Below are 13,040 nucleotides of genomic sequence, written 5' to 3' on the forward strand. Positions count from 1 at the left end.
TTCGCTCCTGCTCCGCCCGTGGATGACGACGGTAGGGGCTTCCGCCGGAGAATGGTCGCTTGTAGGACAACAGGGCGCACACTCACACCGCAGCGACAAACCCGTCCAGCACGCGTTTCTGGCCGGCCTTGTCGAAGTCGATGGTCAGCTTGTTGCCTTCGATGGCGGAGATGTTGCCGTTGCCGAATTTCTGGTGGAAGACGCGGTCGCCGACGCTGAACGGGGACGGCTTGTCGGCGACGGACTTGGCGACCAGTTCGCCATCGATGGTGCGGCCCTTGACCGAGGTGCGGCCGGCGCCGTAGCCGGAATCGGTCTCGCCATAGCCGATGCGCTCGACCTGGTGGCCCGAGCGGGTGCCCCAGTTGCGGTCGGTCGCCTCGGTGCGATTGGCTTGGGCGCGCTGCCAGCCCGGCGTCGAATAGGTGTTGGAGAAAGCGCCAGATTTTTCCGCGCCGACATTGTCGAAGCGCGAGGCGCCATAGGGGTTCTGTCTTCCCGCCCCCTGGCCGCCACGGCCGGAGGCGAATGAGCCGCCGCCATAGGGATTGCCGTAGCCGCCATAGGAATTGCCCGCTTCGGCGATTTCGACATGGGCTTCCGGCAGTTCCTCGAGGAAGCGCGACGGGATGGTCGATTGCCACAGGCCGTGGATGAGGCGATTGGAGACGAACCAGAGATGCAGGTTCTTCTTGGCGCGCGTCAGGCCGACATAGGCGAGCCGCCGCTCTTCCTCCAACCCGGAGCGGCCGCCTTCGTCGAGCGCGCGCTGGTGCGGGAACAGGCCTTCCTCCCAGCCGGGCAGAAACACGGTCTCGAATTCGAGGCCCTTGGCCGAATGCAGCGTCATGATGCTGACCGCGTCGAGCTCGGCATTCTGCTCGGCATCCATGACGAGCGCGACATGTTCGAGGAAGGAGCGCAGCGATTCGTACTCCTCCATCGAGCGGATCAGTTCCTTCAGGTTCTCCAGCCGGCCGGGGGCCTCGACCGAGCGGTCGTTCTTCCACATGTCGGTGTAGCCGCTCTCTTCGAGAATGGTCTCGGCGAGTTCGGTGTGCGGCTTGGTTTCCAGTGCCTTCTGCCAGCGCTCGAAATTGGCCGCGACCTCGCGCAAGGCGGCGCGCGGCTTCGGCTTCAACTCGTCGCTCTCGGCGAGCGTCGCCGCCGCCTCCAGCATCGGGATGCGGAGCGCGCGCGCCGTGTCGTGGATCTGGCGGATGGTGGCTTCGCCCAGCCCGCGCTTGGGCACGTTGACGATGCGCTCGAAAGCGAGGTCGTCGCCGCCATTGGCAACGACGCGGAAGAAGGCCAGTGCGTCGCGGATTTCCATGCGCTCGTAGAAGCGCGGGCCGCCGATGACGCGGTAATTCAGGCCGAGCGTGATGAAGCGGTCCTCGAAGGCGCGCATCTGGAAAGAGGCGCGCACCAGGATCGCCATGTCGTTGAGATTGTGCTTCTGGCGCTGATAGGCCTCGATGGTCTCGCCGATGGCGCGGGCTTCCTCCTCGGAATCCCAGGCGGCGTGGACGTTGACCTTGGCGTCCTCCGGTTCGTTGCGGTCGGTGAACAGCGTCTTGCCGAAGCGGCCTTCATTGTGAGCGATGAGGTGCGAGGCGGCGCCGAGAATGTGCGCGGTGGAGCGGTAGTTGCGCTCCAGCCTGATGATGGTGGCGCCGGGAAAATCCTTGTCGAAGCGCAGGATGTTGTCGACCTCGGCGCCGCGCCAGCCATAGATGGATTGGTCGTCGTCGCCGACGCAGCAGATGTTGACTTTGTTTTCGCTCACGGGCTGTTCCGCGCCTGCCGGCGCGGGCCCTCCGCGCGGGCCTCGCAACGGCTCGGACGCCCGGTCGGGCTTGCGGCCTTCGGCCGATCGCAAATCCGTCGACGTTGATGCGCGTCCGACATCGGGCCGCTGCGCCAAAAGCCGCAGCCACATGTATTGGGCGGTGTTGGTGTCCTGGTACTCGTCGACGAGGATGTATTTGAAGCGCTTGTGGTATTCCTTCAGCACATCCGGATTGGCGCGCAGGATGCGGATGGGATGGCAGAGAAGATCGCCGAAGTCGCAGGCGTTCAGCGTCTTCAGCCGCTCCTGGTAGGCTTTGTAGAGCTCGCGGCCCTTGCCGTTGGCGAAGCTGCGCGCGTCGCCCTCGGCGATGTCGGCTGGACCTTGCCCCTTGTTCTTCCAGCCGTCGATCATCTGGGCGAACTGCTTGGCCGGCCAGCGCTTGTCGTCGAGCCCCTCGGCCTGGATCAACTGCTTGATCAGCCGCACGACGTCGTCGGTGTCGAGGATGGTGAAGTCGGAGCGCAAGCCGGCGAGTTCCGCGTGGCGGCGCAAGAGCTTGACGCCGATGGAGTGGAAGGTGCCGAGCCACGGCATGCCCTCGACATTGCCTTCGCCGATCAGGATGCCGATGCGCTGCTTCATCTCGCGCGCGGCCTTGTTGGTGAAGGTCACGGCGAGGATCTGCGACGGGAAGGCCTTTCCCGTGGCGAGGATATGGGCGATGCGGGTGGTCAAGACGCGGGTCTTGCCGGTGCCGGCGCCGGCAAGCACCAGAACCGGGCCTTCAGTGGTTTCCACCGCCAGCCGCTGCTCGGGGTTCAACCCCTTGAGATAGTCGGGCGCGTTGTTCTGGCCGCTGCGGGCAGCCATGGCGCGCGCGGCAATGCCCGACGGGGCCGTGGGCCGCGCATTGGGTTCATCGAAAAAGGGCATGTCTTCGGAAAAGCCGGACATCTTCCCTCCGAATGTAGTGATTCGGGGGCGAAAGACCAGAAGTGTCTACGTTTTGTTCCGGGTAAAGTGCCTGATGCGGCCACAAGACCTTGTGCGGCAACCGGCCTGGCCGCCATTACCAAGGGAACAAAGGCCGGCTCAACCGCTTATGACCCACGCTTGACAGGCAGGGCAGGCGAGGGAAAGTTGCGTCCGGGGCAGAAGCGCAATGCCGGGTTGCCCATGGCCGCGCCGCAGGCGCAACAGTCGAAGGAGTATCATCTTGGCTGTCACCATCACCTCCCTCATTCTTCTGCTCATCGGTTTGGCGCTTGGCGCCGGCGGCATCTGGTTGGCGTCGCTGGGCGGCAGCTGGTACTACATCGTCGTCGGCATCGCCTTCCTGCTCGCCGCCTGGCTGCTCTACCGGCGCCGGTCCACCGGTTTGTGGCTCTACGCGGCGATCGTGATCGGCACGCTTGCCTGGGCGGTGTGGGAAACCGGCTTCGACTGGTGGGAGTTGGGCCCGCGCGGCGGCATCATCGTGCTTGTGGCGTTGTGGCTGTTGACCCCATGGGCGAGGCGGGGTCTTGCCGGGCCTGACGGCCGCGCGCCGCTCATCCTGGCCGTGCTCGCCTCGCTGGCGGTCGCCGGTTATTCGATGACGACGGATCCCAAGGACATCGCCGGCGAACTCGACACCGACAAGGTGGTCCCCAACGCCAATCTCGGCAATGACGTGCCGGCCGGGGAGTGGCACTATTACGGCCGCACGCAGTTCGGCCAGCGCTATTCGCCGCTCGACCAGATCACGCCGGACAATGTCGCCAACCTCAAGCCGGCATGGACGTACCAGACCGGCGACGTGAAAGGGCCGGACGATGTCGGCGAGACCACCTACCAGGTGACGCCGCTCAAGATCGGCGACACGCTTTACATCTGCACGCCGCACAATTTTGCCATCGCGGTCGACGCGGCGACCGGCAAGGAGAAATGGCGCTACGATCCCAAGGTCAAGCTCGACAAGGACCGCCAGCACCAGACCTGCCGCGGCGTATCCTACTATGCCGATGCCGCCGGCGCCGCCGGGCAACCCTGCGCGACACGCGTCTACCTGCCGACGTCCGATGCGCGGCTGATCGCGCTCGACGCCGCCAACGGGCAGGTCTGTCCCGCCTTCGCCGAGGGCGGCACGCTGAACCTTCTGGCCAACATGCCCTATCCGAAGTCGGGCTATTACTACTCGACCTCGGCGCCGCTGATATCGGGCGGCAAGATCATCGTCGGCGGGGCGGTCAACGACAATTATTCGACGCAGGAGCCGTCCGGCGTCATCCGCGCCTACGACGCCGCCACCGGCAAGCTGCTGTGGAACTGGGATTCCGGCAATCCGGACCAGACGGCGCCGCTGGCGCCCGGCCAGACCTATACCGCCAACTCGCCCAACATGTGGTCGACGCCGAGCGCCGACGAGAAGCTCGGCCTGCTCTATGTGCCGCTCGGCAACCAGACGCCGGACCAGCTCGGCGCCGGGCGCAGCGACAATGTCGAGAAATTCTCCTCCTCGATCACCGCGCTCGACCTCAATACCGGGCAGTTGCGCTGGGTGCGGCAGACGGTGCACCACGACCTCTGGGACATGGACATCCCGGCGCAGCCGAGCCTGATCGACATCACCAAGGCCGACGGCTCCGTCGTGCCGGCGCTGGTCGGGCCGACCAAGCAGGGCGATCTCTATGTGCTCGACCGGCGCACCGGCGAGCCGGTGATCGCGGTCAAGGAAGTGCCGGCGCCCGGCGGCGCCATCGAAGGCGACCACACATCGCCGACGCAGCCGGCGTCGGACCTGTCCTTCAATCCGCCGCCGCTCAGGGATGCCGACATGTGGGGCATCACCATGTTCGACCAGCTGGCCTGCCGGATCGCATTCCACAAATTGCGCTATGAAGGCCGCTACACACCGCCGTCCTTGCAGGGATCGCTGGTCTATCCCGGCAATTTCGGCGTCTTCAACTGGGGCGGGGTCGCGGTCGATCCGGTGCGGCAGGTGCTGTTCGGCATGCCGACCTATCTGGCCTTCACGTCGAGGCTGGTGCCGCGCGCGGATGTGCCTGCGCCCGGCGACGACACCAAGGGCAGCGAGCAGGGGCTGAACCGCAATGACGGCGCTCCCTATGCGGTAGTCATGGGGCCGTTCCTGTCGCCGCTCGGCATTCCTTGCCAGGCGCCGCCCTGGGGCTATGTCGCCGGCGTGGATCTGCGGACCGGCGCCATCGCCTACAAGCACCGCAACGGCACCGTCTACGACATGACGCCGCTGCCCCTGCCGCTCAAGGTCGGCGTCCCCGGCATTGGCGGGCCGGTGATCACCGCCGGCGGCGTCGCCTTCTTGGGTGCGGCGGTCGACGACTATCTGCGCGCCTATGACCTGACGTCAGGCAGACAGCTCTGGCAGGCCCGGCTGCCGGCCGGCGGCCAATCGACGCCGATGACCTATACGGTGGCCGACGGACGCCAGTTCGTGGTCATCGTCGCCGGCGGCCACGGCTCGGTCGGCACCAAGCCCGGGGACTACGTGATGGCGTATGCGCTGCCGAAGTAGGGCTGTCCTTTGGTGGGCCGGCGCCAATCTTGGTCAATAGGGGCATCTGCATACGGTGGTTCCGGTCGCCACGGACCCTGACCGTCGATCCACCGAACGCAGCGCCAGGGCGGCGACCGCGGACGAAGGTGCCGGCAATGCCCGGCTGGATCATCCCGGTCTGGTCCCTATGTAGCTCAGGGGGCAAAAATCGAAGCCGAGGAGTGCGCCATGACGAAACCCGCCGCCACGACAGAACCAAACACCACACAGGCAGACACCACACAGGCGAAGCCCGTCATCACCCAGGCGATGATCGATGCCTATGACGAATATACGCATTTGACGCTCGATCGCCGCCGCTTCATGGAGCAACTGACCAGGCTTGCCGGATCGGGCGCGGCGGCGGCCGCGATCGCGCCAATGCTGGCGGCGAACTCGGCCCAGGCGGCAATCGTCGCCGAGAACGATGCCCGCGTGAAAGGCGAAGACATCACTTATCCCGGCAGCAGCGGCGAGATGAAGGGCTATTTGGTCAAGCCGGCGAACCAGACCGGCAAGCTCGGCACAGTCATGGTCATCCACGAAAACAGGGGGCTCAACCCGCATATCCGCGACGTCGCCAGGCGCGTGGCGCTTGAGGGGTTCGTGGCGCTGGCGCCGGATTTCCTGTCGCCGCTCGGCGGCACGCCCGATGACGAGGACAAGGCACGCGACATGTTCACCAAACTGGATGCCGCGCAGACCGTCGCCAACGGCGTTGCGACCGTCGCCTTCCTCAAGGCCGACAAGGACGGCAACGGCAAGGTCGGTGCCATCGGCTTCTGCTGGGGCGGCGGCACGGCAAACATGCTGGCCGTCAACGCCCCCGATCTCAGCGCCTCGGTCGCCTATTACGGCATGCAGCCGAAGGCAGCCGACGTGTCCAAGATCAAGGCGGCCTTGCTGCTGCACTATGGCGGGCTGGACGACCGCATCAATGCCGGCATCGACGCCTTCAAGAAGGAACTCGACGCCGCGCATGTCGAATACACAGTCTATGTCTATGAGGGCGCCAACCATGCCTTCAACAACGACACCTCGGCGGCACGCTACGACAAGAAAGCGGCCGACCTCGCCTGGGGCAGGACCATCGCTTTCCTGAAGGAGAAACTGGCCTGAAGAAGAAACCGGCCTGAAGGAGAAACCGGCATAGGGTTCAGCCTGTGTTCGCCGGCTTGTGGGCGGCCACGCCGGCGACGACGAGAGCGATGCCGAGGCAATCTCTGACGTCCGGAATCTGGCGCAGCACGATGACGCCGATCAACGTCGCGGTGACCGGCAGCAGCGACAGCATCAGCGCGAAGCTCGAGCGCGGCAGCCGCGACATGGCGAGCTGGTCGCAGATGTAGGGAATGACCGACGAGCAGATGCCGACGCCGACGGCGGCGAGCAGCAATTGCGGTGCCGAGAAAGCCGGCAATGCTTGGGCAAGGCCGATCGGTAGCACGGTGATGAAAGCGATCGCCATGGCCGCCCCCAGGCCAGCGATGCCGGCGCCGGCGCGGGCGACCTTGTGGCCGAGCACGATGTAGCCGACGAACAGCGCGCCGTTGAGGAAGGCCCAGAACAGTCCAAGCGGATCGCTCGACCATTTGATGTCGATGAGCAGCAAGGTGCCGACGACGGCGACGGCAAGGGCGGCGAGATTACGCGGGCTTCTGAAGCCGATAAGCGCGACACCGATGGTGCCGACGAATTCGATCGCTGCCACCAGTGAGATCGGCAAGCGGTCGAGCGCCAGGTAGAACGAGCAGTTCATCACCGCCAGACAGGCGCCAAAGGCGAGCAAGAGCAGCCGCGTCGGGCGATCGGCATGGGCGAGGGTTCGCCATGGGCGGGTCAGCGGCGCGAAAATCAGCGCCGCGGTGGCGATGCGCAGCCACGCCATGCCGAGCACGCCGACATGCGGGAAAAGCAGCACGGCAAAGGCCGGTCCAAGATAGTGGAAGACGGCACTGATGCCGAACCAGACATGCGGCGGCAGTTTTGTCGCCATGCTGTCGAGCGCGCCGAGGGCTGAGCTGATAACCGGGGCTTGTGTCTGGTCATCCATCGGAGCAGTATCGCAGGCGATATCCGCGAATTATATGGATGATGCTCAAGCGATTTGATCGTCCCTTCGCCGAAAGCAAGGAGATTTTCGTGAAACGCCTTCGAACCGAAAATATCGATCTCGACCCGGCCGACATGAAGATCCTGCGCTTGCTGGAAAAAGACGCACGCACCAGCACCGCGGAACTGGCACGCTCGGTCGGCCTGTCGGCGCCGAGCGTCGCCGAGCGCATCAAACGGCTGCAAGAGAGCGGCGTGATCGAGGCTTATTCGGTGAGGATCAACCCTGCCGCACTTGGCCTGCCACTATCGGCATGGCTGCGCATCCGGCCGGTGCCGGGGCAATTGTCCGTCGTGGCCGAGATCATCCGCGACCTGCCGGAGATCGCGCAATGCGACCGGGTGACCGGCGAGGATTGTTTCATCGCGCTGGCGCATGTCGGCTCCGTGGCCGAACTGGAGCGAGTGATCGACCGCATCATTCCCTATGCGATGACAAACACGGCCATCATCCAGTCGTCACCGGTGGCGGCGCGTTCGCCGCTGCGGGCGCTCAGGCGCATGGCATGATGCTCAAGAGACGAAGCAATCGTTCGCCGATTATCCGCTAAACATCGCGCCGCTATGCGTCTGGGCCGAGTCTTGCTTCAAGGATGCGCTTCAGATTGGCGATGTTTGCCCGCATGCCCTGCTCGAAAAAACGCGATGCGAGCGGAGCCAGAAGTGCTATCGGTCCGCCCAGCCCGTCGCCGCTAATGGTGCCCTCGAGGTGCAGGATCGTCGCGGCGCCATCCCGGTCGAGCCGGTAGCGATAGCTGAACGGCGTTGGTCCGCTCACGCTTGCGAGCGTCAACAGCTTTTCGTCCTGGAATTCGGTGACTTCGACCGTGTTTTGGATGCGCCGTCCGGCAATTTGGCGAGTGAAGACAAAGCGACTTCCGCAACCCACTGGGCCATCGGACAGTCTTGTTACCGATTCCACCGCCGAGTACCAGCGTGGTGCGGCTTCGATATCCTGGAGGTATGCGAATACCGTAGCCGCGGGCCTTTCGATCTTCAGCGATATTTCGAACATTCCTTGCCCCTTTGCCCTTTTTAGCCTTTTCGACCGGGAAGCGGTTCGTCGAACGACTTTCTCTCCAATTTGCGCCGCGCAATGGCGTCACCCGACGGCGTTCCATCGACAAGGTGCCGCAATTGTCCGACTGCGATCACAATGCCTTCCGCTCCGAGGCGCTGCGAAACCCAGCCATAGAGCTTGTCTTCGACCTCGACGATGCCCTTGGCCAATTGCTTGCCCTCTTCGGTCAGCGCCAGGGTTACCTGCCTGCGGTCCAGCGCATTCTCACGCCGGTCCACGATGCCGCGGCCGACGAGTGTGTCGACCAGCCGGCTCGGACTGCCCGTCTCGCAGACCAGCAGCTTGCCGAGCGAACTGAGCGACATCTCACCGCCGGTACTGAGACACGAGATGACTTCCCCCTGCGACGGCGTGACCCCGAGGGGGGACAGCATTTCGGCGAGAAGCCGGTTTCCCTCTCGCTGCGCACCTAAAATGAGGAAGCGCAGCTCCTCTTCCGGGCTCATGCGGTCCCCCTGGGGTCGAGCGGGCGGAGCAGCGAGGCCGTCACCGGAGTGCGGGCAGCGAGGCGCGCGGCGCCGTCCGGGTCATGGGTCGGCAGATATACCGTCGGCTGTTCAAGACCAAAGCGCTTGATGTTCGCCAGTGTTGCGGCGGAGGCCTTGGCGTCGGGGCTGACGCCGTCCACTTTGCCGGCGAGCATAAGTCTCTCAGTGTAGGACGTATCCCCCGCGAGGAAAATGGTGGTGTCGCCATCGTGGACCAGCACGGAGAGGTGATCGGGCGTGTGACCCGGCGTGGCAACAGCAACGACATCGCCTGCCTTGGTCAATCGCTTGCTCGCCGCGAAGGGTCCATACGGCCCATCGTCGAGTTCGAGAGAGATCGGATCAAACCAGTTCGGCCAGCGTTGCGGAAGGTATCCGCGGATCATCCCCATAGCACCTTTGGCCTTTTCAATCTCGCCGCGCGCCGCCAAAATCTCGGTGTTCGGAAAGTGGACGAGTCCTGCATCGTGGTCCATGTGAAGATGGGTCAGCACCACGCGTTTGACATCACGCGGCGCGATGCCCAGCGCTCGCAACTGTGGGCCGATTTCCTCTTCGGGTTCAACTCGAAACATCACCTCCCAGCGGAAAAACGGATGCAGGGAACGGCCATGTCCACGCAACAGATGCGCCGCCTGGCCGGTATCGACGACGATGACCCCCTCATCATGCTCGATTGCCCAAGCGAACGACGGCAACCAGTCCGACCAGTTCCGGTCGGCGAAAATGCTGGCGAGGCCGTACCCTCGTCCCTCGATCTGCGCGGTTTTGATGCGGACGGATCCCGTCTGGATGGCATGTATTCTCATTTCCAGCCCCAGTTCAATGACATATCATTTAATGACATATCATCTATATGGGCAAACGCGATCTCGTGTCAATAGGCGGATATTCACGCCGTGCGGGGCATCTTTGGCTGGTTCAAGGACCGATCAGTGCGATTCACCCGGCCCGTGAGCGTCACGGGAACGCATTGGCGCGACGAGGAGATGGCCGGCAAGTTGATGAGGGAAGCCTGGAGCTATTTCACTGCCACGCCGATCAGGCGTGACCACGCTTCAAGCGGGCGCGCTTGAGGATACTGCGCCAGCGGATCATGTCGAACGGGATCGGCTCGTTGTTGTTGGCGATATGAAAAATCTCGTTGTCGACGTTCTTGAGCGAGCGCCAGAAATCATAGTCTGATATGCGCGGATCGGCCGCCAGCCTGTCCACCTCGACCTTGATGTCGGTTTTCATGCACGTTCCTCGAACCGGCTCGCCGCGCCGCCCGCATCGCAACCCTGTGCGGATCGTTCTCGACCGCTCCGCTGAGTCGTTCAACGGCTCAATTGGCTTGTTCCCGTTAAAACCTTGGTAAGGTTAATGCGGCCGGTCGAGGGCTTCAAGCGGTCTTGCGGCGAATCCCGATCGAGCGGCCGGCGCGTTCCGGCATCGGCAATGCCGAATGCGCGGCGCGCATGGCTTCCACCTTGGCAAGCACATCGGTCGGGAAGGGCGCCACCTTCGGCCCGGACATGTCGACATGCAGGGACAGGGTCTCGGAGGTGGCGGCGAGCCAGCCATCGACATGGCGAATTTCCTGGTAGGCCCGCAGCCGCTTCTCGTCGTGGTCGATGAGCTGGAAGGAAACCCTGACCTTATGGTCCAGATGCAGCTCCTGCACGTAGCAGACATGGACTTCGGCGGTGTAGATGGTGAGCCGCCGGCCCTTCACGTAATCCAGCCCCATGCCCATCGCCTCGAAGGCTTCGTCCGAGCAGCGGTCGAACAGCACGTTGTAATAGGCCATGTTGAGATGGCCGTTGTAGTCGATCCAGTCCTTCTCGATGTCCATGGGCTTGGAGACGAAGGGGGCGGAGATGGACATCGAAACTTCCTTGTTCTGGCGCTGGACAGAGCGTGTCTACAGAGACTAGGCATCATCCATAGATGCATGACAAGCATGGGCGCTGGTCCATTCGCGGAGGAAATCATGGCTCTGAGCGACCTCAATCCGGTCGAACGCAACGAGGAAGGCATCGCCGCGGTGCTTGGCATCCTCAAGCAGCGGTTGGGCGAGCGCTTCCAGACCGGCCAGGCTATCCGCTCGCAGCACGCGCATACGACGACATACATCCCGACGCAGGCGCCGGACGGCGTCGCCTTTCCCGACACCACGGCCGAGGTGCAGGAGATCGTGCGCGCCTGCGCCGCGCATCGCGTGCCGGTGATCGCCTTCGGCGTCGGCTCCTCGCTGGAAGGCCACACCAACGCCCCGGGCGGCGGCATATCGGTCGATACCTCGCGCATGAACCGCATCTTGGCGGTCAATCCGCAGGATCTCGACTGCACGGTCGAACCCGGCGTCACGCGCGAGGATTTGAACCGGCACCTGCGCGACACCGGCCTGTTCTTTCCGATCGATCCGGGCGCCAACGCTTCGCTCGGCGGCATGGCGGCAACGCGGGCATCCGGCACCAATGCGGTGCGCTACGGCACCATGCGCGAAAACGTGCTGTCGCTGACGGCCGTCATGGCCGACGGCGAGACCGTGACGACCGGCAAACGGGCGAAAAAGAGTTCGGCCGGCTACGATCTGACGCGGCTTTTGGTCGGCTCGGAAGGCACGCTCGGCATCATCACCTCGCTGACGTTGAAGCTGCAAGGCATCCCGCAGGCGATCTCCGGCGGCGTCTGCCCGTTCCCGAGCGTCGAGGCGGCCTGCAACGCGGTCATCGCCACGATCGAGATGGGCATTCCGGTGGCGCGCATCGAACTGGTCAACGCCTTGCAGATGCGGGCGATGAAGAACTATTCGAAGCTTGATTATCCGGAGAGCCCGTGCCTGTTCGTCGAGTTCCACGGCAGCGATGCCGGCGTTGCCGAACAGGCCGAGACTTTCGGGATGATCGCCGAGGAGAATGGCGGCGGGCCGTTCCTGTGGACCAGCGTCGCCGAGGAACGGACGAAATTGTGGAAGGCGAGGCACGACGCCTACTGGTCGTCGCTGACGCTGCGGCCGGGCGCCAAGGGCCTGTCGACCGATGTCTGCGTGCCGATCTCGCGCTTTGCCGAATGCGTCACCGAAACCGAAGCCGATATTGCCGAAATGGGCCTGATCGCGCCGATCGTCGGCCATGCCGGCGATGGCAATTTCCACGTGCTGGTGCTGATGGACGTGAATGATCCCAAGGAGATTGCGCTGTCGGAAAAATTCGTCGCGCGGCTCAACATGCGGGCGATCGCGATGGATGGCACCTGCACCGGCGAGCATGGCATCGGCCAGGGCAAGATCGGCTTTTTACGCCACGAGCTAGGCCATGGCGTGGATATCATGCGCACCATCAAGCAGGCGCTCGATCCGCTTGATATCATGAACCCGGGCAAGATATTGCCGAGGGACTAGGCCAGTCCTCCGACGCAAGTTTCCCAGGCGGCTCGAGCCGAGCTCGGCAGTTGCCCGCCACCTTCGGAACCGAGTCTCGGCTTTCACGTTGCGGCAACCAACGGAAATCGTCAAAGCGGAGCGGCCGCCCATGAACTGGAAAGGCGTCTGGAAGAATCAATACGGGTCCATTGTCGAAATCACCGACGATGCGGACAATCGGATATCGGGATCGTTTCGGACCGCGCTGACGGACAGCGGTTTCCATGGCCAGGAAATTCCGATTCTGGGCGTCCACCGCGGCGACTGCATCAGTTTTGCCGGCGGTGGGAAAACGGCGGCTGGCGATGCAATCGTTTCTTACACCGGTCTCCTTCGGGAGGGAAAAATGGAGACGTTGTGGTTTGTCGTCTCGGATGCAGCGATAAAGGCTAGCGGCGAGGGCCAGCCTGCGAAAATCGAAAAACTGAATTGGTGGCGCTCGATGTCGACGAACGCGGACACTTTTCAAAGAAGCTAGTCCCGATGGCCAAAGAAGCTAGTCCGATTTTGCCTCGCACGCGGCCGCTCCGTCATTCGCGGTCGGAGCCGACGTTCTGCGCATCGATCGGCACGCAGTCCCAGTTCTTCCCCGAGATCCA

Annotated in this window: 12 protein-coding genes; 5 read left to right on the plus strand and 7 right to left on the minus strand. The window is 63.8% G+C overall.

Annotated elements, in window-relative coordinates:
• Positions 1 to 82: 82 nt before the first annotated feature.
• Positions 83 to 2,749, minus strand: coding sequence for an ATP-dependent helicase (locus NKI49_RS21605; protein WP_352597786.1), 2,667 nt, complete (start codon positions 2,747 to 2,749; stop codon positions 83 to 85).
• A gap of 262 nt (positions 2,750 to 3,011) precedes the next feature.
• Here NKI49_RS21605 and NKI49_RS21610 point away from each other — a divergent pair, with 262 nt between their 5' ends.
• Both NKI49_RS21610 and NKI49_RS21615 read left to right on the plus strand, forming a co-directional pair.
• Entirely contained in the window at positions 3,012 to 5,330 is a 2,319-nt protein-coding gene (locus NKI49_RS21610) for a glucose/quinate/shikimate family membrane-bound PQQ-dependent dehydrogenase (RefSeq protein ID WP_352597788.1), read from the plus strand.
• Positions 5,331 to 5,540: 210 nt separating this feature from the next.
• On the plus strand, positions 5,541 to 6,470 hold the full coding sequence (locus tag NKI49_RS21615; RefSeq protein ID WP_352597790.1) for a dienelactone hydrolase family protein: 930 nt from the start codon (positions 5,541 to 5,543) through the stop codon (positions 6,468 to 6,470).
• Between the two features lie 37 nt (positions 6,471 to 6,507).
• Here NKI49_RS21615 and NKI49_RS21620 read toward each other — a convergent pair whose 3' ends face one another.
• Positions 6,508 to 7,404 (minus strand): EamA family transporter, encoded by an 897-nt coding sequence (locus tag NKI49_RS21620; protein ID WP_352597792.1) that lies wholly within the window; start codon positions 7,402 to 7,404, stop codon positions 6,508 to 6,510.
• 89 nt (positions 7,405 to 7,493) lie between these two features.
• Here NKI49_RS21620 and NKI49_RS21625 point away from each other — a divergent pair, with 89 nt between their 5' ends.
• Positions 7,494 to 7,973 carry an Lrp/AsnC family transcriptional regulator gene (locus NKI49_RS21625; RefSeq protein WP_352597794.1) on the plus strand — a complete coding sequence of 160 codons (480 nt, stop codon included), beginning with the start codon at positions 7,494 to 7,496 and terminating at the stop codon, positions 7,971 to 7,973.
• 52 nt (positions 7,974 to 8,025) lie between these two features.
• On the opposite strand, the gene NKI49_RS21630 is transcribed toward NKI49_RS21625, so the two are convergent.
• The 5 genes from NKI49_RS21630 to NKI49_RS21650 all read right to left on the minus strand — a co-directional run bounded on the left by NKI49_RS21630 (position 8,026) and on the right by NKI49_RS21650 (position 10,902).
• On the minus strand, positions 8,026 to 8,478 hold the full coding sequence (locus tag NKI49_RS21630) for an SRPBCC family protein (protein WP_352597796.1): 453 nt from the start codon (positions 8,476 to 8,478) through the stop codon (positions 8,026 to 8,028).
• Between the two features lie 20 nt (positions 8,479 to 8,498).
• Complete coding sequence (locus tag NKI49_RS21635) at positions 8,499 to 8,990, minus strand: MarR family winged helix-turn-helix transcriptional regulator (protein ID WP_352597798.1); 492 nt, start codon at positions 8,988 to 8,990, stop codon at positions 8,499 to 8,501.
• Positions 8,987 to 9,841 (minus strand): N-acyl homoserine lactonase family protein, encoded by an 855-nt coding sequence (locus NKI49_RS21640; RefSeq protein ID WP_352597799.1) that lies wholly within the window; start codon positions 9,839 to 9,841, stop codon positions 8,987 to 8,989. The genes NKI49_RS21635 and NKI49_RS21640 overlap by 4 nt, the downstream gene beginning before the upstream one ends.
• Before the next feature lie 232 nt (positions 9,842 to 10,073).
• Positions 10,074 to 10,271, minus strand: coding sequence for a hypothetical protein (locus NKI49_RS21645; RefSeq protein ID WP_015317249.1), 198 nt, complete (start codon positions 10,269 to 10,271; stop codon positions 10,074 to 10,076).
• Between the two features lie 145 nt (positions 10,272 to 10,416).
• On the minus strand, positions 10,417 to 10,902 hold the full coding sequence (locus tag NKI49_RS21650) for a thioesterase family protein (RefSeq protein ID WP_352597800.1): 486 nt from the start codon (positions 10,900 to 10,902) through the stop codon (positions 10,417 to 10,419).
• 105 nt (positions 10,903 to 11,007) lie between these two features.
• On the opposite strand from NKI49_RS21650, the gene NKI49_RS21655 reads away from it, so the two are divergent.
• Positions 11,008 to 12,420 carry an FAD-binding oxidoreductase gene (locus tag NKI49_RS21655; protein ID WP_352597801.1) on the plus strand — a complete coding sequence of 471 codons (1,413 nt, stop codon included), beginning with the start codon at positions 11,008 to 11,010 and terminating at the stop codon, positions 12,418 to 12,420.
• Between the two features lie 130 nt (positions 12,421 to 12,550).
• Positions 12,551 to 12,919 (plus strand): avidin/streptavidin family protein, encoded by a 369-nt coding sequence (locus tag NKI49_RS21660; protein ID WP_352597803.1) that lies wholly within the window; start codon positions 12,551 to 12,553, stop codon positions 12,917 to 12,919.
• Positions 12,920 to 13,040 lie beyond the last annotated feature (121 nt).

Source organism: Mesorhizobium sp. M0587 (assembly GCF_040320945.1).
In the GTDB taxonomy this organism is placed as follows: domain Bacteria; phylum Pseudomonadota; class Alphaproteobacteria; order Rhizobiales; family Rhizobiaceae; genus Mesorhizobium.

Bases quoted from the DNA above. Each gene is read 5' to 3' on its own strand.
- NKI49_RS21605 (WP_352597786.1), bottom strand. From the start codon at position 2,749: ATGTCCGGCTTTTCCGAAGACATGCCCTTTTTCGATGAACCCAATGCG.
- NKI49_RS21615 (WP_352597790.1), top strand. From the start codon at position 5,541: ATGACGAAACCCGCCGCCACGACAGAACCAAACACCACACAGGCAGAC.
- NKI49_RS21620 (WP_352597792.1), bottom strand. From the start codon at position 7,404: ATGGATGACCAGACACAAGCCCCGGTTATCAGCTCAGCCCTCGGCGCG.
- NKI49_RS21630 (WP_352597796.1), bottom strand. From the start codon at position 8,478: ATGTTCGAAATATCGCTGAAGATCGAAAGGCCCGCGGCTACGGTATTC.
- NKI49_RS21635 (WP_352597798.1), bottom strand. From the start codon at position 8,990: ATGAGCCCGGAAGAGGAGCTGCGCTTCCTCATTTTAGGTGCGCAGCGA.
- NKI49_RS21640 (WP_352597799.1), bottom strand. From the start codon at position 9,841: ATGAGAATACATGCCATCCAGACGGGATCCGTCCGCATCAAAACCGCG.
- NKI49_RS21645 (WP_015317249.1), bottom strand. From the start codon at position 10,271: ATGAAAACCGACATCAAGGTCGAGGTGGACAGGCTGGCGGCCGATCCG.
- NKI49_RS21650 (WP_352597800.1), bottom strand. From the start codon at position 10,902: ATGTCCATCTCCGCCCCCTTCGTCTCCAAGCCCATGGACATCGAGAAG.
- NKI49_RS21655 (WP_352597801.1), top strand. From the start codon at position 11,008: ATGGCTCTGAGCGACCTCAATCCGGTCGAACGCAACGAGGAAGGCATC.
- NKI49_RS21660 (WP_352597803.1), top strand. From the start codon at position 12,551: ATGAACTGGAAAGGCGTCTGGAAGAATCAATACGGGTCCATTGTCGAA.